General features: G+C 52.3%; 13 protein-coding genes and 3 tRNA genes. 15 read left to right on the top strand and 1 reads right to left on the bottom strand.

The features are described 5' to 3' along the window. Positions 1–126 precede the first annotated feature (126 nt). The 3 genes from ACQZQY_RS02940 to ACQZQY_RS02930 all read left to right on the top strand — a co-directional run bounded on the left by ACQZQY_RS02940 (position 127) and on the right by ACQZQY_RS02930 (position 463). Positions 127–202, top strand: a tRNA-Gly gene (locus ACQZQY_RS02940). A gap of 59 nt (positions 203–261) precedes the next feature. After that, a tRNA-Gly gene (locus ACQZQY_RS02935) sits at positions 262–337 on the top strand. 50 nt (positions 338–387) lie between these two features. Continuing rightward, positions 388–463, top strand: a tRNA-Gly gene (locus ACQZQY_RS02930). Between the two features lie 313 nt (positions 464–776). Here the strand turns inward: ACQZQY_RS02930 and queG are convergent. Continuing rightward, positions 777–1,934 carry a tRNA epoxyqueuosine(34) reductase QueG gene (gene queG, locus ACQZQY_RS02925; protein ID WP_183850008.1) on the bottom strand — a complete coding sequence of 386 codons (1,158 nt, stop codon included), beginning with the start codon at positions 1,932–1,934 and terminating at the stop codon, positions 777–779. On the opposite strand from queG, the gene nnr reads away from it, so the two are divergent. The 12 genes from nnr to nsrR all read left to right on the top strand — a co-directional run bounded on the left by nnr (position 1,933) and on the right by nsrR (position 15,129). Next, entirely contained in the window at positions 1,933–3,447 is a 1,515-nt protein-coding gene (gene nnr, locus ACQZQY_RS02920; protein ID WP_431296587.1) for a bifunctional ADP-dependent NAD(P)H-hydrate dehydratase/NAD(P)H-hydrate epimerase, read from the top strand. The two genes, queG and nnr, sit on opposite strands and share 2 nt — an antisense overlap. A gap of 10 nt (positions 3,448–3,457) precedes the next feature. Then, a complete protein-coding gene (gene tsaE / locus ACQZQY_RS02915; RefSeq protein WP_056782488.1) occupies positions 3,458–3,925 on the top strand; it encodes a tRNA (adenosine(37)-N6)-threonylcarbamoyltransferase complex ATPase subunit type 1 TsaE in 468 nt (155 codons plus the stop codon). A 7-nt stretch (positions 3,926–3,932) separates the two neighbouring features. Then, positions 3,933–5,693: an N-acetylmuramoyl-L-alanine amidase AmiB gene (amiB, locus tag ACQZQY_RS02910; RefSeq protein ID WP_122096293.1), complete on the top strand. Its 1,761-nt coding sequence runs from the start codon at positions 3,933–3,935 to the stop codon at positions 5,691–5,693. Between the two features lie 36 nt (positions 5,694–5,729). Beyond that, the gene (gene mutL / locus ACQZQY_RS02905) at positions 5,730–7,649 is read left to right on the top strand and encodes a DNA mismatch repair endonuclease MutL (RefSeq protein ID WP_431296586.1); all 1,920 of its coding nucleotides are present in this window, start codon (positions 5,730–5,732) and stop codon (positions 7,647–7,649) included. Beyond that, the gene (gene miaA, locus ACQZQY_RS02900) at positions 7,642–8,583 is read left to right on the top strand and encodes a tRNA (adenosine(37)-N6)-dimethylallyltransferase MiaA (protein WP_431296585.1); all 942 of its coding nucleotides are present in this window, start codon (positions 7,642–7,644) and stop codon (positions 8,581–8,583) included. The genes mutL and miaA overlap by 8 nt, the downstream gene beginning before the upstream one ends. Positions 8,584–8,697: 114 nt before the next feature. Continuing rightward, positions 8,698–9,009 carry an RNA chaperone Hfq gene (hfq, locus tag ACQZQY_RS02895; RefSeq protein ID WP_056782484.1) on the top strand — a complete coding sequence of 104 codons (312 nt, stop codon included), beginning with the start codon at positions 8,698–8,700 and terminating at the stop codon, positions 9,007–9,009. Between the two features lie 98 nt (positions 9,010–9,107). After that, a complete protein-coding gene (gene hflX / locus ACQZQY_RS02890) occupies positions 9,108–10,412 on the top strand; it encodes a ribosome rescue GTPase HflX (protein ID WP_056782483.1) in 1,305 nt (434 codons plus the stop codon). 33 nt (positions 10,413–10,445) lie between these two features. Then, entirely contained in the window at positions 10,446–11,735 is a 1,290-nt protein-coding gene (hflK, locus tag ACQZQY_RS02885) for an FtsH protease activity modulator HflK (RefSeq protein ID WP_217202876.1), read from the top strand. Between the two features lie 2 nt (positions 11,736–11,737). Then, positions 11,738–12,736 (top strand): protease modulator HflC, encoded by a 999-nt coding sequence (gene hflC / locus ACQZQY_RS02880; protein WP_056782481.1) that lies wholly within the window; start codon positions 11,738–11,740, stop codon positions 12,734–12,736. Positions 12,737–12,831: 95 nt separating this feature from the next. Then, positions 12,832–13,032: a DUF2065 domain-containing protein gene (locus ACQZQY_RS02875; RefSeq protein WP_056782480.1), complete on the top strand. Its 201-nt coding sequence runs from the start codon at positions 12,832–12,834 to the stop codon at positions 13,030–13,032. 144 nt (positions 13,033–13,176) lie between these two features. After that, the gene (locus ACQZQY_RS02870; protein ID WP_056782479.1) at positions 13,177–14,475 is read left to right on the top strand and encodes an adenylosuccinate synthase; all 1,299 of its coding nucleotides are present in this window, start codon (positions 13,177–13,179) and stop codon (positions 14,473–14,475) included. 228 nt (positions 14,476–14,703) lie between these two features. After that, positions 14,704–15,129, top strand: coding sequence for a nitric oxide-sensing transcriptional repressor NsrR (nsrR, locus tag ACQZQY_RS02865; protein ID WP_056782478.1), 426 nt, complete (start codon positions 14,704–14,706; stop codon positions 15,127–15,129). The last annotated feature ends 35 nt before the right edge of the window (positions 15,130–15,164 follow it).

The raw sequence follows: 15,164 nt of genomic DNA, 5'->3' as shown, positions 1-15,164 counted from the left end.
GCTTTGATGGTTTAATCGGCACTTGAACGAAAAATTCATTTTTTTGCTTTCAGGGGGTTGCGGCTAAAAGGATTTCTCGTATAATGCGCACCCCGTACCGATGAAGAATTTCGTTGAGTGCGCAGAGCGGGAATAGCTCAGTTGGTAGAGCACGACCTTGCCAAGGTCGGGGTCGCGAGTTCGAGTCTCGTTTCCCGCTCCAAATTTTAAAGTTGTACAGTTTTAAAGAGTTAAGACGTAAAAAATGCAGTGCCATGCGACGCGGGAATAGCTCAGTTGGTAGAGCACGACCTTGCCAAGGTCGGGGTCGCGAGTTCGAGTCTCGTTTCCCGCTCCAAAAAATTTCAAATGCTGTAAGTTTACAGCCGATGCACCTAGCATCTCAAAGCGGGAATAGCTCAGTTGGTAGAGCACGACCTTGCCAAGGTCGGGGTCGCGAGTTCGAGTCTCGTTTCCCGCTCCAATTTTCTTCTTCAGTACACAATCATTTCCTGTCAGTTCCCCCATGCATAATTCGTGCGTGATTAATACGATCCTTACACGATTTGTAGTAATGTTTTAAACAGACTTATCCACAGGTTTAGCTGTTTTTTTAAACTGTCTGTTTTTTGCACCCTCCATATTGCCAATTTGTAATCACTTGTTTTAAAACAAAATAAATTTATGACGAAACGTTATGGTGATCACTTGCTCTTTTTTTTGCACTTGATTGGCAAAGCATTTTTATTTTTATGCACAGAAAATCTGGCTTTTTAATCTGAGCGCTTCACGACACATTATGCATCTCGCGGCAAACCTTTTTCCACCGCGCGGATCAGTCGTTTCTGCTGTGATGTTTGCACTTCGACCCGATGTTCACTTCTTCTTTCCACTTGTTGCCGGATGGCCCAGTCGATATGTTCATCGAGCAACACATTTTCGCCTGCCCGTGACTGCAACGCATTCAACACCTCTTCCGAGTACGGCGCATTGCCCAGTGCCACAGAAATGTTACGCAGCCAGCGCAGGTGGCCAATGCGGCGGATGGGTGAACCTTCGGTAATGCGCAAAAATTTCTCTTCCGTCCAGGCGAACAGCGCTATCAGTTCCGGCGCATGCAACGCGGCGCGCGGGCTGAAATCCTCTTCATCTGTCAGCTGCGAATAACGGTTCCACGGACAAATCAGCTGACAGTCGTCACAGCCATAGATGCGGTTGCCCATCATTGGCCGGAATTCCTCCGGTATCGCACCTTCCAGCTCGATGGTCAGATAGGAAATACAGCGACGGGCGTCAATGGTATAAGGCGCGACAATGGCGCCGGTCGGGCAGGTGGTGATGCAGGCGACGCACTTTCCACACTTCTCTTCCTGCGGCTGATCAACGGGCAGGGGCAAATCAATCAGCAGTTCGCCGAGGAAAAACCAGGAACCGGATTCCCGGTTCAAAATAAGTGAGTGTTTACCAACCCAGCCCAGTCCGGCTTTCGCAGCCAGAGGGCGTTCCATCACCGGAGCAGAATCGACAAATGGCCGAAATACCACCTGATGATCAGATTGTTGTTCCGTGCAGTAGGTCTGAATCATGTCGCCAAGCTTTTTCAGGCGCTGACGAAGCACTTTGTGATAGTCACGGCCCAGCGCATAACGGCTGACGTAGCCGAGTTGCGGGTTATTAAGGGTTTTGGCAAAGGCAGCGTTGGCAGGCAAATAGTTCATGCGCACGCTGATCACCCGCAACGTACCGGGCAGCAGTTCATGTGGACGGGCGCGCAACATGCCGTGGCGCGCCATCCAGTCCATCTCGCCATGATATTGTTTATCAAGCCAGTCCTGCAGTCGGGGCTCTTCTGCAGATAAGTCTGTATCGCAGATACCAACCTGCTGGAAGCCTAGCGATTGGCCCCATTGCTTGATATGTTGAGCCAGTTGAACGAGATCGAGAGGGAGTGTCATGACGAACCAACGTGAAAAACGAAACGAGGCGAGTTTACCACATTCCGTCTTTTCTGCTGACTGGCTGCGTCAGAATGAAGGTCATGCCGCGCAGGAAACGGGGATTTCTCTGTTTTCGCTGATGCAGCGTGCTGCACGCGCGGCTTTTTTGCTTGCTCAGCGTGAGTTTCCGCAATCGCGACACTGGCTGATTTTATGCGGCCACGGAAATAACGGTGGCGACGGTTTTGAAATGGCGCGTCTGGCGAAAAACGCGGGTATACGCGTGACGCTGCTGGCCGTCGAAGGCGGTAAGCCCTTGCCTGACGAAGCGGAAACCGCGCGTCAGGGCTGGCTGAAAAGTGGCGGCATGGTTCACCCGGCGGATTCTGCCTGGCCGCACGACGCCGATCTGATTATTGATGGCCTGCTCGGTACCGGTTTATCCTCCGCGCCGCGCGCCCCTTATGACACGTTGATTGATGCTATCAACGCGTCGTCATTGCCTGTCATCTCTCTGGATATTCCTTCGGGTCTGAATGCGCAAACCGGCCAGGCCGCGGGCAAAGCAGCAGTGGCCACGCACACGATCAGTTTCATTGCCCTGAAGCCGGGTTTACTGACCGGGCAGGCGCGCGATTACACCGGCAAATTACACTGCGATGCCCTGGGGCTGGAAAGCTGGCTGGCTGGACATCGTGCAGTGGTACAACGGCTTGATGCGTCACAATTAAACACCTGGTTGCACCCGCGCCGTCCGTGTTCTCATAAAGACGATCACGGGCGTTTGGTGGTGATTGGCGGGGATACCAGCTTTGCGGGCGCGATCCGCATGGCGTCGGAAGCCGCGCTGCGTGCCGGAGCCGGATTGGTGCGAGTGCTTACTCACAAAGAACACGCAGGCCCCTTACTGACCGCCAGACCTGAACTGATGGTGCAGGAACTTAGCGCGAAGTCGCTCGATGAAGCGCTTGAATGGGCCGACGTGGTGGTGATTGGGCCGGGGCTCGGACAGAAAGCCTGGGGTAAACAGGCGCTGGAGCGGGTGGCAAAATGTCAGAAACCGGCCTTATGGGACGCCGATGCGCTGAACCTGCTGGCAATCACACCGGAGAAACGGCAAAATCGGGTGTTGACGCCTCATCCTGGTGAAGCCAGCCGTCTGCTCGGTTGTACCGTGAAGGAAATTGAGAGTGACCGCTTACTTTCTGCCAGGAAACTGGTTGAGCAATACGGTGGCGTGGTGGTGCTTAAAGGCGCCGGCACACTGATTGCCACGGCGCAGGGTGAGATGGCCATTGCCGATGTAGGAAATGCCGGTATGGCATCAGGCGGTATGGGCGACGTGCTTTCTGGTATTATCGGCGGCCTGCTCGCTCAAAAACTGAATATATTTGATGCGGCCTGCGCAGGAACGGTGGTTCACGGCGCTGCCGCAGACGAAATCGCCCGGCAGCAGGGAACGCGCGGTATGCTGGCGACTGATCTTTTAGCGGTGATTGCCCCGTTAGTTAATCCAGACCTGAAGAAATAGATATCACTGAATGAATCAACTTAATATCTCATTACCCGACGAAGCGGCGACGCTGCAACTAGGTGCTTCACTGGCGAAAGCTTGCGAGGGCTCAACGGTTATCCATCTCTATGGCGATCTGGGTGCCGGTAAAACAACCTTTAGCCGGGGTTTTCTTCAGGCATTAGGGCATCAGGGTAATGTGAAAAGCCCGACTTACACCTTGGTCGAGCCCTATCAGCTGGAAAATATCGCGGTGTATCACTTTGATTTATACCGTCTTGCCGACCCGGAAGAGCTCGAGTTTATGGGCATTCGCGATTATTTCGCGCAAGACGCCATCTGTCTGGTCGAGTGGCCGCAAAAAGGTGAGGGCGTGTTGCCTGAACCTGATATCGAACTGACGCTGGACTATCAGCCTCAGGGGCGTACGGCGACGCTGGTGGCCGTTTCTGAATCTGGCATAAATTTGCTGCATCGTGTTCAACAGCAAGGATGATCACGCGATGAATTCACGTATCACTTCTCTCTTTTCTACAGCGACGATGTTTTTATCGGCGCTGATGCTTTTTGCCGGACTGACGTCGTCCGCCGTTTTTGCGGCCGGCATGAAAAACATCAATGTTTCAAACGGCCCATCGCAATCTACCGTCACCATTACCTTTGACGGTTCACCTGATTATTCCTTTTTCCCGCTGCATAATCCTGAACGCGTGGTGATGGATATCCGTCAGGATGGCGTGATGAAAGGTTTACCGCTGACCTTTAACGGACAGAATCTGGTGACGCGCGTGCGCGCCAGTACCCCGCCGAACGCGCAAAGTCAGCGTCTGGTGTTTGAACTGAATCAAAAGGTCAGAACCAACGCCACTAAACAGAAAGATGGCAGCCAGTACACGGTGGTGCTGACCATGAATGCGTCGGCTCCGGCACGCCAGAGTGCGCCGGTTACCGTGGCAACGAACACGCCTTCGCCAAACGCAGGCAGAATAGTCACGCCTTCCGCGAAATCAAATCCGTTTACCAATGATAAAACCACGGTTGCTTCGACGGCCGTGGCGTCAGACAACTCGCGTTCTTCCACGATTTCCACCAGCGACAGCAAAATCATTGTCGCCATAGATGCCGGACACGGCGGGCAGGATCCGGGCGCTATCGGCGCGGGTGGCCTGAAAGAGAAAAACGTGACCATCGCGATTGCCCGTAAATTACAGGCGATTTTGAATGCTGACCCGATGTTCCAGCCGGTATTAACCCGCGACGGCGATTACTTTATTTCCGTGATGGGGCGTTCTGATGTGGCGCGTAAGAAAAATGCCAACGTGCTGGTGTCTATTCACGCCGATGCTGCGCCAAGCCGCAGTGCGCGCGGGGCATCCGTCTGGGTGCTGTCTAACCGTCGCGCCAACAGTGAAATGGGTAACTGGCTCGAGCAGCACGAGAAACAATCCGAACTGCTGGGCGGTGCGGGGGATGTGCTGGCGAATACCGCCTCTGACCCCTATCTGAGTCAGGCCGTGCTGGATTTGCAATTCGGCCATTCACAACGCGTCGGTTATGACGTCGCCACCCGCGTATTGCGCGAACTGCGCAGCGTCGGTTCGTTGCATAAAGCGAAACCTGAGCACGCGAGTTTAGGGGTGTTGCGTTCGCCGGACATTCCTTCCCTGCTGGTGGAAACCGGCTTTATCAGTAACTCAACTGAGGAGCGGCTGCTGGGCAGCAGCGCGTACCAGGATAAAATTGCAAGGGCCATTCACGTCGGTCTGCGTAATTATTTCCAGTCGCATCCGATACAAAACGGCCCAAAGGTCGAAAACCGTCCGCTGCTGGCCTCATCAGCAGCGGCGGTAGACAGTAGCGCAAAGACCAGTAATCAGCCGGGCCCGATTGAAGTGACGGCCGGTGCAGCCGGTGCCACGCAGATCCACAAAGTGACCCGTGGTGAAACCCTGACGGGGATTGCGAACAGTTACGGTACGACCAATGCGGCGCTGCGCGATCTCAACAAATTGAAAAAAGACGGTGTCTGGGTCGGCCAGCGATTGAAAGTTCCCGCAGGTACCCGCACATCCTCTGTCACCGGCGCGTCGGCCTCGACGGCGAAAGCCACGAAAAAACCGTCGAAACATACCGTCAAACGCGGCGATACGCTGTCGGCGATTGCCAGCAAATACGGCGTCAGCATGACGGAAATTAAAACGGCGAACCACATGAAGTCTGGCGAGGTACAGCTCGGCCAAACCTTAACTATTCCACAGTCTTAACGGCGGTCTGACAGACCGCTTTCCACAGGAGCCGCTATGCCGATCAAGGTACTGCCCCCGCAACTGGCTAATCAGATAGCCGCGGGTGAAGTTGTCGAAAGGCCGGCTTCTGTGGTGAAAGAGCTGGTGGAAAATAGCCTTGATGCCGGAGCCACGCGCATTGATATCGATATTGATCGCGGTGGCGCCAAGCTCATCCGTATTCGCGATAACGGCTGCGGAATCGGTAAAGATGATTTAGCGCTGGCGCTGGCGCGTCACGCCACCAGCAAAATTACCTGTCTCGACGATCTGGAAGCGATTCTCAGCCTCGGATTTCGCGGCGAAGCGCTGGCGAGTATCAGTTCTGTTTCACGTCTCATTCTGACCTCACGCACCGCAGAACAAAGTGAAGCCTGGCAGGCTTACGCGGAAGGGCGCGATATGGCGGTGACGGTGAAACCGGCGGCGCATCCGCAGGGCTCGACCGTAGAAGTGCTGGATCTGTTTTACAACACGCCCGCCCGACGCAAGTTTATGCGCACCGAGAAAACCGAATTTACCCATATTGATGAAGTCGTCCGCCGGATCGCACTGGCGCGTTTTGACGTTTCCGTCAATCTGAGTCACAACGGCAAACTCATCCGGCAGTACCGCGCAGTGAAAGATCCCTCCCAGTCATCGCGGCGTCTGGCCAGCATTTGCAGCCCGACGTTTGTTGAACATGCACTGGAAGTCGAATGGACTCACGGTGATTTGGGGATCCGTGGCTGGGTCGCCGATCCAGCCGGATCGCGCAGTCTCACCGATATGCAATATTGTTATGTGAACAACCGCATGATGAAAGATCGCCTGATTAATCATGCGATCCGTCAGGCATACCAGGATCAGTTAAAAGACGATCAGCAGCCTGCGTATGTGCTGTATCTGGATGTCGATCCGCATCAGGTCGATGTGAATGTGCATCCGGCTAAACACGAAGTGCGGTTCCATCAGTCCCGGCTGGTGCACGATTTTATCTACCAGGCGGTGATGTCGGTATTACAACAGGCCGGCAATCCTGTTCTGGCACAACAGCAGACCCAGGAAGACGCACCGCGCTGGCAACCGGAGAATCGTCAGGCCGCCGGCGGTAATCATTTCTCACAACCCGCAGAAAAACCGGCGAACTCGCAACGTGAAAAGCCAGCAGCGCGCGAGAACGTGTTTCCTGAAACGTCCCGTGCCAGCCATCGGCGCGAACCCATTAGCCACAGCAATGAACCGGCATATAACCGCTCAGAAGGTAAAGCCTATCAACGGTTGTTGCAGCCTTCATCGGACGTATTTTCCTTGCAGGAGCCTGCGCCCGACGCGGCACAGGCCGCTAAGCCGGTAGCGCCGGCGGCTCGTACACTCGCTGAACCGGCTCTGGAATCGCATAGCCAAAGTTTCGGGCGTGTCCTGACGGTGTGTGCGGCAGAATATGCGTTGCTCGAAAGAGGCAAACAACTGGTGATGCTGGCGTTACCTGTCGCCGATCGCTGGCTTAAATGGGCACAGATGACGCCACCTGATGAAGGGTTGCGTCCGCAACCCCTTTTGATTCCGCTGAAGCTGACGGTCAGCAAAGATGAAATTGCCGTGCTGGCAAAAAATCAGCCGCTTTTACAGCATTTTGGTTTAGAAATGTTCAGTGAGTCGCAGCGTGTGACGGTACGCGCAGTACCTTTACCATTACGCCAACAAAATTTACAAAAGTTGATACCCGACCTGTTAGATTACCTTGCTGTTCAGCAGGAGGTGACTTCTGATGCGGTAGCTATGTGGTTTGCCCGCCACTGTGGCTGCGAGCACGAGGTCTGGACCATTTCCCAAGCCATACAATTACTCACGGATGTTGAGCGTCTTTGCCCGCAGTTGGTGAAATCACCTCCGTCCGGACTTCTGCAACCTCTTGATTTACAGCCCGCGCTGGCGGCTTTTAAGCATGACTGATTCTGAAAAACACTCCGCTCCCCCGGCGATCTTTATTATGGGGCCGACCGCATCCGGTAAAACCGCACTGGCGATGTCGCTGATGAAACATCTTCCGGTTGAACTGATCAGTGTCGATTCCGCACTTATCTATCGCGGAATGGACATCGGTACTGCCAAACCCACAGCGGAAGAGCTGGCGGATGCACCCCATCGTCTGATTGATATCCTTGATCCTACCCAGGCCTATTCGGCGGCAGATTTTCGAGCTGACGCTTTGCGCGAAATGGCAGAAATAACTGCACGCAATAAGATCCCGTTATTGGTGGGTGGGACTATGCTTTATTTCAAGGCGTTGCTCGAAGGGTTGTCACCTTTACCGCAGGCCGATGCCGCCGTGCGTGAGCGCATTGAAAAGCAGGCGCAAGAGCAGGGCTGGAAAGCATTACACGATCAATTAAGCGAGATCGATCCGGTTGCCGCTATGCGAATTCATCCGAATGATCCGCAGAGACTGTCCAGAGCACTGGAAGTTTTTTATATTTCGGGTAAAACTTTAACGGAACTGACTAAAATTTCGGGTGAAACGTTGCCCTACCGCGTTCACCAGTTTGCGATTGCTCCAACGCGCCGTGAATTATTACATTCGCGGATTGAGGAACGTTTTAGTCAGATGTTGTCCAATGGTTTTGAAGACGAAGTCAGAACGCTGTTAGCTCGGGGCGATTTGCATACGGATTTGCCTTCCATTCGCTGTGTCGGCTATCGCCAGATGTGGTCCTATTTATCTGGTGAATTCGATTACGATGAAATGGTTTATCGTGGTGTTTGCGCGACACGACAGCTGGCCAAACGTCAGATGACCTGGTTACGAGGGTGGGATAACGTCGAATGGCTGGATTCCGAAAAGCCGGAAGATGCCTTAAGCCGTGTAATTCAGGTTGTTAGTGCATAGGTTGGGTGATTGTGTACAATTGATCAGTACTCAGCGCGCAAATTTTTTATGTGATTTATTTTCGAGCCGATAGGCTCAAAGTTACAAACAACAAACTAATAAGGAAAAGATAGAATGGCTAAGGGGCAATCTTTGCAAGATCCGTTCCTGAACGCATTGCGTCGTGAACGTGTTCCGGTTTCTATTTACTTGGTGAATGGTATTAAGCTGCAAGGCCAGATTGAGTCTTTTGACCAGTTTGTCATTCTGTTAAAAAATACGGTAAGCCAGATGGTGTATAAACACGCTATCTCCACCGTAGTGCCTTCCCGCCCGGTGTCACATCATAGCAATAATCCAGGTACGGGCAGCACCAACAACTATCATCAAGGCAGTACTCCGTCTGCGCAGCAACAGCCGCAGCAGGAAAACGATGACGCTGAATAAAGCGCAACGTTGGTCAACCACGAAGGGGTTCATAAGTATTCCGATTATGCTTATGCACCCCCGGCTGTCGAATTTAATCCAAATGAGAGGTCGCAAGCTTGTTTGACCGTTATGAAGGCGGCGAACAGGCCGTTCTGGTTCATATCTATTTCTCGCAAGACAAAGACACGGAAGACCTGAGCGAATTCGAATCGCTGGTTTCTTCTGCCGGTGTAGAGGCGCTGCAAGTCGTCACCGGGAGCCGTAAGGCACCGCACCCAAAATACTTTGTCGGTGAAGGAAAAGCCCAGGAAATTGCAGACGCAGTCAAAGCAACGGGCGCTTCTGTTATTCTCTTTGATCACTCGTTATCTCCTGCCCAGGAACGTAACCTGGAAGCATTATGCGAATGTCGCGTTGTCGACCGCACAGGATTGATTTTAGATATCTTTGCCCAGCGGGCACGAACACACGAAGGTAAGTTACAAGTAGAACTGGCGCAATTACGCCACATTGCTACCCGACTGGTTCGTGGCTGGACACACCTTGAGCGTCAGGGGGGAGGCATCGGGGCACGTGGCCCGGGTGAAACCCAGCTCGAAACTGACCGCCGTTTACTGCGTGACAGAATTACCCTGATCCTCAGCCGTCTTGAGAAAGTGGCTAAGCAGCGTGAAACAGGTCGTCGTTCGCGCGTCCGTGCGGATATTCCAACGGTGTCTTTGGTGGGGTATACCAACGCCGGAAAATCCACACTCTTTAACCGTATCACTCAGGCCGATGTTTACGTGGCCAATCAGTTGTTTGCTACGCTGGATCCTACGCTGCGACGCATTATGGTTGCGGATGTCGGGGAAACAGTTTTGGCGGACACCGTAGGGTTTATTCGTCACCTGCCCCATGATTTAGTTGCCGCCTTTAAAGCAACATTGCAGGAAACCCAACAGGCATCTCTGTTATTACATGTCATCGATGCAGCGGACATCCGCGTTCAGGAAAATATTGACGCGGTGAATACGGTGCTGGCAGAGATCGAAGCAGATGAAATCCCTGCGCTGTTAGTGATGAACAAAATAGATATGCTGGATGATTTTGTTCCGCGTATCGATCGCAACGAGGAGAATTTGCCGATCAGGGTGTGGTTATCAGCCGTGACCGGGGAAGGTATTCCGTTGCTCTTTCAGGCATTAACGGAGCGACTCTCTGGCGAAATCGCGCAGCATGAATTGTGCCTGCCGCCGGAAGCAGGACGCCTTCGTAGCCGTTTTTACCAGCTTCAGGCGATAGAAAAAGAATGGATTGAAGAGGATGGTAGTTTTGGTCTTATGGTGCGAATGCCCATTGTTGACTGGCACCGCCTCTGCAAACAAGAGCAGGAACTGGCCAGCTATATCCGCAACCAGAGTCTGTCTGATTTGTCCTGAAGAACACCAATCATAGAATAATGGAGCTATAACATGGCGTGGAATCAGCCCGGTAATAACGGACAGGACCGCGACCCCTGGGGCAGCAGCAATAATAATAGCGGCAACTCTGGTGGAAATTCTGGTGGTAATAATGACAACAAAGGCGGCCGAAATCAGGGGCCACCTGACCTGGATGATATCTTCCGTAAACTCAGCAAAAAGCTGGGCGGTTTCGGTGGAAAAGGTTCAGGCAACAACAATAACAACGGCACGCCATCGGGTTCCGGTCACGGAATGAGTGGTAGCCGGATAGCAGGCATCGCGGTCGCCGCGGTGGTGGTTATCTGGGCTGCAACTGGCTTCTATACCATTAAAGAAGCCGAGCGTGGCGTGGTCACTCGTTTTGGTAAGTTCAGCCATCTGGTTGAACCGGGCCTGAACTGGAAGCCAACCTTCATCGATCAGGTTCGCGCAGTGAACGTAGAATCGGTACGTGAACTGGCCGCGTCTGGCGTGATGCTGACGTCTGATGAAAACGTGGTGCGTGTCGAGATGAACGTACAGTACCGCGTGACCGACCCTGAAGCCTATCTGTTCAGCGTCGCCAACCCTGACGACAGCCTGAGCCAGGCAACGGACAGCGCATTACGTGGTGTTATCGGTAAATACACGATGGATAAAATCCTGACTGAAGGCCGTACCACCGTGCGTAGCGACACCCAACGCGTACTGGAAGAAACCATTCGTCCTTACAAAATGGGTATTACTATTCAGGACGTCAACTTCCAGACGGCGCGTCCGCCTGAAGAAGTTAAAGCCTCCTTCGATAACGCGATTGCTGCCCGTGAAAGGGAACAACAGTCTATTCGTGAAGCAGAAGCTTACGCTAACCAAATCCAGCCTCTGGCAAACGGTGAAGCACAGCGCCTGCTTGAAGACGCGAAAGCTTATAAAGACCGTACCGTGCTTGAAGCGCAGGGTGAAGTTGCCCGCTTTGCAAAACTGTTGCCTGAATATAAAGCCGCGCCGGAAATTACCCGCGAGCGTCTGTATATCGAGACAATGGAAAAAGTTCTCAGTCACACCCGTAAAGTTCTGGTGAGTGACAAAGGGAACAACCTGATGGTGTTACCTCTTGATCAAATGCTGCGTGGCACTAATCCAGCCGCCAATGATACCAAGAGTGACGAAACAGGTTTGTTGCCTTCCGTTCCGGGTTTAACTGGCAATAATGGCAAAAGCAGTGCCGATAACAGCAGTTCCCGTTCGTCTGGCAGTGTCATGGATCAGCGTCGTGTGAATGCACAACGTGACGATACACTTCGCGTAGGGAGAGAATAACAATGCGTAAGTCCATTTTACTTATCGTCGTTGTGGTGCTGGTGGCGCTTTATGCTTCACTGTTCGTCGTTCAGGAAGGCCAGCGTGGCATCGTGCTGCGTTTCGGCAAAGTCCTGCGTGACAACGATAACAAACCTCTGGTGTATGCGCCGGGCCTGCATTTTAAAGTTCCTTTCGTGGAATCCATTAAAATGCTCGACGCACGTATTCAGACCATGGATAACCAGGCTGACCGTTTCGTTACCAGCGAGAAGAAAGACTTAATCGTCGATTCTTACCTGAAATGGCGTATCAGCGATTTCAGCCGTTACTATCTGGCTACGGGCGGCGGTGACGTCTCTCAGGCTGAAATTCTGCTGAAACGTAAATTCAGTGACCGTCTGCGTTCTGAAATCGGTCGTCTTGATGTGAAAGACATCGTAACCGATTCCCGTGGTCGTCTGACGATGGATGTGCGTGATGCACTGAACACCGGTAGCGTCGGCGATGAGCCTGAAGCGACCACAGAAGCCGATGATGCTATCGCTTCTGCAGCAAAACGTGTTGAGCAGGAAACCAAAGGCAAACAGCCTGCGGTGAACCCGAACAGCATGGCCGCGCTGGGTATTGAAGTGGTCGATGTGCGTCTGAAACAGATCAACTTGCCGGAAGAAGTGTCCAGCGCGATTTACGATCGTATGCGTGCTGAGCGTAATGCGGTTGCATTGCGCCACATCTCTCAGGGTAAAGAAGAAGCCACCAAGATTCAGGCTGCGGCGGATTACGAAAGAACCCGTACTGTTGCAGAAGCGGAACGTACTGCACGTATTACCCGCGGTGAAGGCGATGCTGAAGCAGCGAAACTGTTTGCTGATGCATTCAGCCAGGATCCTGACTTCTATGCATTCATTCGTAGCCTGCGTGCTTACGAGGCCAGCTTCAAGAGCGGTAACGATGTCATGGTGTTAAGCCCTGACAGCGATTTCTTCCGTTTCATGAAGTCACCTGAAAAAAATAAATAATTGCTGATGCAATTTCCAAAAGGCCCTGCGGGGCCTTTTGTCTTTTCTAAAACCCTGCTGTTTTTAATCAGGGGAAGCACAGAGAAACACTGACCATGAATTCCACTATTTTGCTGGCGCTGGCATTAGTTTTAGTTCTTGAAGGCCTGGGGCCGATGATTTATCCAAAATCATGGAGAAAAATGATCCTGGCTCTGGCAAATCTTCCGGACCCGGTTTTACGCCGTTTTGGAGGGGCACTTGTGGTTGCCGGCTTCGTAATTTACTACATGTTGCGTGGTCGTCTGGGTGGCTGAGCTTTTGTTACATCTCGTGTGTCACGTCTGGCAGAGACGAGTAGCACGCAATTGAAATTTTTCCCGCAAACGTGTGCTAAAAGTACTGGAAAGCACAGAATGAGATGTTAGAATCCTTTTTTAAGCAACCTGGTGATTCTTGAGATGGGTAAGAACGTCGTCGTACTCGGCACTCAATGGGGTGATGAAGGGAAAGGCAAGGTCGTAGACCTGCTTACTGAACGGGCTAAATATGTTGTGCGCTATCAGGGCGGTCACAACGCCGGTCACACTCTGGTTATCAACGGTGAAAAAACCGTTCTTCATTTAATTCCTTCTGGCATTCTGCGTGAAAATGTCACCAGCATCATCGGTAACGGTGTTGTTCTGGCGCCTGACGCCTTAATGAAAGAAATGGGCGAACTTGAAGCTCGTGGCATCCCTGTACGCGAACGTCTGTTACTCTCTGAAGCCTGCCCGCTGATCTTGCCTTACCATGTCGCATTAGACATGGCGCGCGAAAAAGCGCGTGGCGATAAAGCTATCGGTACCACCGGTCGCGGCATCGGTCCTGCTTATGAAGATAAAGTTGCCCGTCGCGGTCTGCGCGTAGGTGATCTCTTCAACAAAGAAACTTTCGCTATCAAGCTGAAAGAAATCATCGATTATCATAACTTCCAGCTGGTCAACTACTACAAAGTAGAAGCCGTTGATTTCCAGAAAACGTTAGACGATGTCATGGCTATCGCCGACATCCTGACCGCAATGGTCGTTGACGTGTCTGAACTGCTGGATGGCGCGCGTAAGCGTGGCGATCTGATCATGTTTGAAGGCGCGCAAGGCACGCTTCTGGACATCGACCACGGGACTTATCCGTACGTAACCTCTTCCAACACCACCGCAGGCGGCGTCGCTACCGGTTCTGGTATTGGTCCACGTTATGTCGATTATGTACTGGGTATCGTAAAAGCCTATTCCACCCGCGTGGGTGCAGGTCCGTTCCCGACTGAACTGTTCGATGAAACGGGCGAGTTCCTGCGTAAGCAAGGTAACGAGTTTGGCGCGACCACGGGTCGTAGCCGTCGTTGCGGCTGGCTGGACATCGTTGCTGTGCGTCGTTCTGTGCAGATTAACTCCCTGTCTGGTTTCTGTCTGACCAAACTGGACGTGCTGGACGGTCTGAAAGAAGTGAAGCTGTGTATCGGTTACCGTATGCCTGATGGCCGCGAAATGACCACCACTCCGCTGGCAGCAGAAGGCTGGGAAGGTATCGAGCCAATTTACGAAATCATGCCAGGCTGGACCGAAACGACCTTTGGTGTGAAACAAGTAGATAAACTGCCACAAGCGGCACTTAACTACATCAAACGCATCGAAGAGCTGACCGAAGTGCCGGTTGATATCATTTCAACAGGCCCTGACCGTAGCGAAACCATGATTCTGCGTGACCCGTTTGATGCATAACAGCGCCAGCTGAGTATGTAAAAACGTCATAACCGGGCAAATTTGCCCGGTTTATTTTTTTCTGCCTGTCTGCGCTTGTTTACTTCCCATAAAGCATCCACTATTTAAATGATTAGCCGCAAACTTGCAGGCTGGTTTATCATCATTGTGCTTTCTTAAAAAAATCAATTTTTCCCTTCGTCTCGGTCGACGCGGGAAGAGCGGGTAAAAAACTACCCAGAGGTATGTGTGCAGTTAACGAGTTTTACTGATTATGGTTTGAGAGCGTTGATTTATATGGCGTCGTTGCCTGACGATCAGATGACCAATATCTCGCAGGTTACCGATGTTTACGGTGTGTCGCGAAACCACATGGTGAAAATCATTAATCAGTTAAGCCGCGCAGGTCTGGTCACCGCCGTTCGCGGCAAGAACGGTGGCATAAAGCTGGGTAAACCGGCACAAACAATCCGCATTGGCGATGTGGTTCGCGAACTCGAGCCGCTTTCACTGGTCAACTGTGACAGTGACTTTTGCCACATCACGCCCGCATGCCGGCTAAAACAAGTCCTGCACACTGCTGTAGAACATTTTCTTGATGAGCTGAATCAGTACACTCTGGCCGATATGGTCAAAGATAACTCGCCGCTCTATAAATTATTGCTTGTTGAATGAAAGACTCTCAACAAACTGCTGATGGCAACGGAGGA

This window comes from Rahnella sp. PAMC25559 (assembly GCF_050632365.1).
GTDB lineage: Bacteria > Pseudomonadota > Gammaproteobacteria > Enterobacterales > Enterobacteriaceae > Rahnella > Rahnella rivi.
The sequence above is the reverse complement of the archived record's forward strand: the minus strand, read 5'-3'. Positions and strand labels throughout refer to the sequence as shown.